The sequence below is a fragment of the Synechococcus sp. R8-2 genome, assembly GCF_047461715.1.
Lineage (GTDB): Bacteria > Cyanobacteriota > Cyanobacteriia > Thermostichales > Thermostichaceae > Thermostichus.
In genome coordinates this window covers 1-5,002 of the sequence record NZ_JANSHQ010000262.1, presented here as the reverse complement: position 1 = coordinate 5,002, position 5,002 = coordinate 1, and the positions used below count along the sequence as shown (strand labels likewise).

Annotated in this window: 5 protein-coding genes; 1 reads left to right on the top strand and 4 read right to left on the bottom strand. The window is 58.4% G+C overall.

From position 1 onward, the window contains the following. The 3 genes from NW819_RS06980 to NW819_RS06970 all read right to left on the bottom strand — a co-directional run. Nucleotides 1-243, bottom strand: a 243-nt coding sequence (locus NW819_RS06980; RefSeq protein WP_414413307.1) for a hypothetical protein, incomplete at its 3' end; no start/stop codon positions are given. 247 nt (nt 244-490) lie between these two features. After that, nucleotides 491-835, bottom strand: coding sequence for an ArsR/SmtB family transcription factor (locus tag NW819_RS06975; RefSeq protein ID WP_414330075.1), 345 nt, complete (start codon nt 833-835; stop codon nt 491-493). Between the two features lie 376 nt (nt 836-1,211). After that, entirely contained in the window at nt 1,212-2,471 is a 1,260-nt protein-coding gene (locus NW819_RS06970) for a metallophosphoesterase family protein (protein WP_238376945.1), read from the bottom strand. 153 nt (nt 2,472-2,624) lie between these two features. On the opposite strand from NW819_RS06970, the gene NW819_RS06965 reads away from it, so the two are divergent. Then, a complete protein-coding gene (locus NW819_RS06965; protein WP_414413306.1) occupies nt 2,625-3,059 on the top strand; it encodes a Fur family transcriptional regulator in 435 nt (144 codons plus the stop codon). Between the two features lie 47 nt (nt 3,060-3,106). Here NW819_RS06965 and NW819_RS06960 read toward each other — a convergent pair. Then, nucleotides 3,107-5,002 (bottom strand): thioredoxin domain-containing protein (locus NW819_RS06960; RefSeq protein WP_414413305.1); only part of this gene is annotated, 1,896 nt, incomplete at its 5' end.

The following is a 5,002-nucleotide window of genomic DNA, read 5'->3' as shown; positions in this document are numbered from 1 at the left end:
GCGCCAGCGGGCCGGAGGCCTTGTGCGGCGATGATGACTTCCATCTTGGGGCTGCTCAGCAGGGGAATTGACCTGGGGTTGGTCAGATAAAGAGGGAAGGGGGAAGCCCAACTCAAAAGCCTCTCGTGCCAGCAAAGCCAGCAGAGATGGATTCAACTGGGCGCGTTTCACCCGCTCCTTGAGGCGATTCCACAGGTGTGCTCGGTGGATGCGTTCCAACTCTTCTCGCTGTTCACGTATCATGTTGTTCCCACCTCTCTTGTATCAATCCTAACTAAGCAACAGGGGAGCTGGTGTCAGGGAACTTTGATGGATTTTAGGAGATGGGATCCTCATTTTCTCCGAGTTGACCCGCCGGGATCCCTGGGGTTGCCAGCAGGGAACACCATTCACATCTGTAATTTCTTGTGTTGCAGCAAGCCCGTCTTCGGAATGTACAAGGGCGGGATCCGACAGTTTTTCTAGGGACATTTTGGGATCCCTGCGCGCCTTAGAGGTCTTCCACACAGGGAACTGCGGCCTTGACAGGGCCAGCTTGCCCCAATCTATCCAAAAAATGCTGCAGGAGCTGAAAACCGGGTGGGTTGAGGCTGTAGTAAATCCAGCGCCCCTGCTGGCGAGCATTGACCAATTTCGCATCCCGCAGGGTTTTTAGGTGAAACGAGAGCTTGGATTGGCTCACCTTCAGCTCCTCGCAGAGATCACAAACACACAACTCACGCCCCTGCAGCAGTTGCAGCACGCGCAGGCGAATCGGGTCAGAGAGGGCGTGGAATCCCTCCCGCACCTGCTCATCTGTCAAATTCCCCTCTACCTCAACCAGGAACGAAACCATCATTCAACCAGGGTAGCAGGAGTTTTGCGCTCCAGTTGTCGATCAGTTGGACGGCAGGGAAAAGGCGCAACAGTCAACCGGCTCAGCGACGGTAGGTCAACCGCGCTTGAAGATAACACTGCCAACATTCCGTTGCCAACTTTGTGTTCTCTTTAACGTTTCTTGTTGCTGCCTTCACAAGCTCTCCACAGTTTCGCTGAAATCAATCACTGGGATCCGTTATGCGAGAGACACAGTTGCACCGGCTATGGCTGGTGTTGCTGGAAAAAGCTGCTTTGAATCATCTGTTGAAAAGCCTGGGCTGCTCGCGAAGTGTGCAGAACCCTCGCGAGAGCATCTACAAACGGCTCATCAATCTTTTGCCAAGACGGAGACGTTAATCCCGACACAGGGATCCAATACGAGCTTGGCAGGTGGCGATTTCTTGGGGGGTGAGGTTGTCCCAATTGACGTCGCGGCGCAGCACCAAGCCATTGTGCCCAGTGATGAAACGGGGCAGCTCTGCTTGGTCGATCACGCTCAGATCCCGCATGTGATAGGTAGTGTAATAGGTAACATCTGGGCTCTCGAAATCCACGTCGATAAGGGTGAGGGTCTTGCGGGGGGGCAGAGGGCTGCCCAAGAGGGGACGAGGGCCAGAGCCGAGAATGCCGCAGTGAAGCAGTTGCAGTTGCCCTTTGTGGCCAGGGTAGTAGCCGTGGTCGTGGCCGCTGATGTAGGTGTGGACGCGGTACTTCTCCAGCAGAGCCCGTTTGGCATCCGCCTCCAGCAGCACTTCTCCCGGATCGTCGCGCCCGACAGTGATGGCGTAGAGGGGCAGATGGCCGATGACAATGCGCAACTTGGCCTTCTGAGCCCGTTCGCTGGCCAGAGCCGCTTCCGCCCAGGCCATTTGTTCGGGCGGGATGTAATTGCAGGTGGCATCCCAGACTAGGTAAAACACATCGTCTTTTTCAAAGGTGTAGTAGAAGGGAAAGTCCCCCCGATCCACAAAGTTCAAACCTGGGTCGTGGGCCGGATCGTTCCAAAACTCGCGGGCCAGATCCCGTTCTTTTTGAAAGAGAAAGCCGCCCCGCGTGGTGCGGGCACAGGAAGCATCGTGATTGCCCAAGGTAAAGCCGTAGGGAAGTTTGGCCGCACGGATTGGGCCAGCCACATGCCGGTCGAAGGCTGCCCACATGGCGCGAATGCGCTCCTCCGACAGGCGGGGATCCTGACCGGCCACCATATCTCCTCCTCCCAAAACAATATCCGGCTGAAGATAGGGGATGAGGCCGATGCCCCGATCCACCTCTGGGTCGTATTCCACCGAGCCGTAGATGCCGTTCATGTCACTGATGACCAAGAGGCGCAGATCTCGGCGGGGGGGGATGTAGAGGCCATGGGGGGCATCTGGATGGGGGACGACGGTGGGGGTGGGCTGGGGGGTAGGAGAGGGGAGAGCGGCTCTAGGGGATCCCATCCCTGGGGCTAGATGAGAGGGCTGCTGCCGACTGGCCCAATAGGCTCCTGCCAATCCACTGCTGCTGGCCAACCCCAACAAACCCAGAATTACCTTGCGCCGCTGCATGATCTTTGCCCCCAACACTCCAGCGGTATTGTAGAAAATCAAAAGGCTGATGTTGGGCTCTTCCATCTGCGCACGGCCTGGACTCGGCTCGAAGATGGCTATGCGCGGCAGCTCTTGTAGAGTTCGGGGTGTTTTTTGAACAACTGTTGACGCACAAATGCTACCTTGGTAGAGATGAGCAACTACCTATCTCAGACTCGGTATGACTTGAGGTTTTCCATGCCTCGCCCCTTGGATTCTTTGGAAGCTGCTTTGGAACGGTGCCGGGAGTGCAATCTGCGTTTGAGCCGACAGCGCCGTTATATCCTGGAGCTGCTGTGGCAGTGTGGCGAGCACCTCTCCGCCCGCGAGATTTACGATCGCCTAAATCAGCAGGGCAAACCGATTGGCCACACGTCCGTTTATCAAAACCTGGAAGCTTTGGCCAGCCACAACATTGTCGAGTGCTTGGATCGTGCCGATGGGCGCCGCTACGGCAACCGCACCCATCCCCACAGCCACGTGAACTGTCTGGATAGCAACCGCATCTTGGATGTGGACGTGGAGCTGCCGCCTGAACTGCTGGCCCAAGTGGAGCAACAAACGGGCACCCGCATCCAAAGTTACCGCATTGAGTTTTTTGGGGTGGAAAAGCCTGCGCAGTCCCAGCAGTAACCTTGGCAAAGGGATCCCTGCTGCCCTGAGCAAAAGTTGGGCAAAGGTCAGTAAGCTCGATTTTGGCCTTTGCCGATTTGCGACTGGATTTGCTCGAGAGAACTGGCAGGGGCCAGGCATTTGTTGCCCCAGCACACCAGCCCTAGAGCTCCTTCCGGCAGAGGTTCGGTCTCGGTGGGGAGAGCAAAGACGGTGGTGGGCCAAGATCGTTGCTGAAAGGCGGGAATGGAATCGGCCTCCAGGGTGACTTTCACCCAATTGCTATACCAATCCAGTCCGGCAAAAAGGCTGGGGCAGGTGCGCGGCTGGGTGCTCATGATGTGGGCAAAGGTTTTCAAGGCCTGCTCTGCCCGCTCCAGGTAGTCCAGATCTCCAGTGAGGGCGGCAAGGCGCACCAGGTTGGCAATGGCCACCCCATTGGCTGCAGGGGTAGCGTTGTCCTGGAACTCCTTCTCTCGCACCAACAGCTCAGGGGCACTCTGGGCATCGCTGACAAAGTATCCCCCCCTGGCCGGATCCCACAGTTGCGCATCCATCTCCTGCTGGAGCTGGAGGGCAGCCTGCAACCAGTCTTGAGGGGTGGGATCCCCCACCAGGGGCAGGCAGGCTTGCTGCAAGTCCAACAGGGCCTTGATCAGCAGGGCGTAATCTTCCGATTTGGCGGGCACCTGAGCTGTGCCATCGTAGTTCAGGCGCAACAGGGATCCGGTCTCAGGGTGGCGCTGCCGGCTGAGGATGAATTGGGCAGCCCGCAGAGCGAATTGCAGATAGTCTGCGTTGCCGAACACTTGATAGGCCCGCGCCAGGCCGGAAATCATCAAGGCGTTCCAAGAGACGATCATCTTGGTGTCGGTGACGGGTGGGATCCGCCCCGGCCAGGATTGCAGACGGGCCGACTGGGCATCCACTGCCGGAGGGAAGGGAACTCGTCGCTCCGCAGAGCCATAGCGTGCCTGAAACAGATGGGTGGTCAAGGCGGCTTCAACTTCTGGCGGCAACGTCCCCCCCTGTTTGCGCTGCAAGACGATGCAGCCGGGCCGATCAGGGAAATTGCCCCCCGGAGACAGGTCAAACGCCTGCTGCAAGGCGCGGAAGGTTTCTTCCCCCAAGAGCTCCTGCAGCTCCTGCCAGCGCCAGACGTAGAACTCTCCCTCCTCTGGCTCTCGATCTTCTGCCCGGGCAAAGCTGTCGGCATCTTGAGCGGCGTAGAAGTATCCGGCAGGGGCGGTCATCTCCCGCGCCACCCACTCCACCGTCAGCCGCACCGCCCGCTCAATGGCCGGATCTTGGATCCCATGGGCCCAGAGATCGGAGAGAAACTCCAGGATCTGCCCGTTGTCGTAGAGCATCTTTTCAAAGTGGGGCACCGTCCAGGTGGGATCCACAGTGTAGCGGTGAAAGCCGCCGGCCACATGGTCGAAGATCCCTCCCAGCACCAAGGCCATGCCTCGCTCTTTGGCCCGTTCCAGAGCGCTCTGCGAGCCGGGGATCCCTTCTGGTGGGTCGAAGCGGGCCGAACGCAATACCAACTGAGCGTAGGGCATCATGGGAAATTGCTGCACCGCCCCGGCATTGGAGAGCAAAGGCTGGATCTTGGGGATCCCAGAGCGCAGCAGGTCGGCGGGAATGTGGTCTTCCGGCACTAAGTCGCTGAGGGTGGTCAGAGCCGTCAAAATCTGGCCTTTCATCTCCTCTATTTTTTCCTTTTCCTGCCGGTAAAACTGCAGGATGCGCTGCAGCAAGGCCAGAAACCCCGGGCGGCCAAAGCGGGGCTCTACGGGAAAATAGGTGCCGGCGTAAAAGGGCACCAGGTCATCGGGCGTGAGGAAAACATTGAGGGGCCACCCCCCCTGCCCGCTCATGAGCTGCAACGCCTGCATGTAGATGCTGTCGAGATCCGGCCGCTCCTCGCGATCCACCTTGATGGGCAAAAAATGGGCATT